The 915-nt window shown below is 77.5% G+C and carries 1 protein-coding gene; it reads right to left on the bottom strand.

Translation table 11 applies throughout. The features are described from left to right. The coding region (locus tag V2S66_RS34310) for an AMP-binding protein (protein ID WP_330801021.1) at positions 1–915 on the bottom strand (915 nt) is incomplete at both ends.

Consider the following 915-nt stretch of genomic DNA (forward strand, 5'->3'; position numbering starts at 1 on the left):
GGCCCGCGGCGCACCAGGTCGCCGGTGCGGTACATCCGCTCCCCGGCGTCGAAGGGGCACGCCACGAAACGGGAGGCGGTGAGGCCCGCACGGCCCGCGTACCCGCGGGCGACGCCCGCACCGGACACGTACAGCTCCGCGACCACGCCGGGGGCGGCCGGGCGCAGGGCGGCGTCGAGTACGTGGGCCCGCATGCCGTCGAGCGGCCGGCCGATGGGCAGGACGCCGCCCGCGAGGTCGTCGGCCTCGGCGGTGACGTACGAGGCGGCGAAGGTGGTGGTCTCCGTGGGGCCGTAGCCGTTGCCCAGCGTGAGACCGGGGTGGGCGCGCAGCACGCGGGCGGCGGCCTGGGGGGACACGGCGTCGCCGCCGGCCCACACCGCGCGCAGTCCGGCGAAGAAGCCGGGATCGAGGTCGGCGAGGTGGTGGAAGAGGCCCGCGGTGAGCCACAGGGCGGTGACGCCGTGCCGGCGCACGGCTGTCCGCAGCACCTCCGGGTCGGCGTCGCCCGGGGGTGCGACGACCACGGTGCCACCCCGGAGGAGCGGCACCCACAGCTCGTAGGTGGAGGCGTCGAAGGCGATCGAGGAGTGGAGCAGGACCCGCTCGTGCTCGTCGCCGTCCCAGCGCCGGTCGGCGGCGAGCGCCAGGATGTCGCCGTGGGTGGTGGCGACGCCCTTGGGCACTCCGGTGGAGCCGGAGGTGTACATGAGGTAGGCGAGCCGGGCCGGCCGCAGTCCGGGCGCCAGGTAGGGCGCCCGATCGTCGTCGGCGCCGGCCCGGCCGCGGGTGAGGTGCAGGACGCGCTCGCAGCGCGGCAGGCCGGGGTCGCCCTCGGGGCGGTCGGTGAGCAGCACGCGGACGCCGGCATCGGCGAACTGCCCCTCCCAGTGCTGCCGGGGCTGGCCGGGGTGC

Source organism: Actinacidiphila polyblastidii (assembly GCF_036353415.1).
GTDB classification, from domain to species: Bacteria; Actinomycetota; Actinomycetes; order Streptomycetales; family Streptomycetaceae; genus Actinacidiphila; species Actinacidiphila polyblastidii.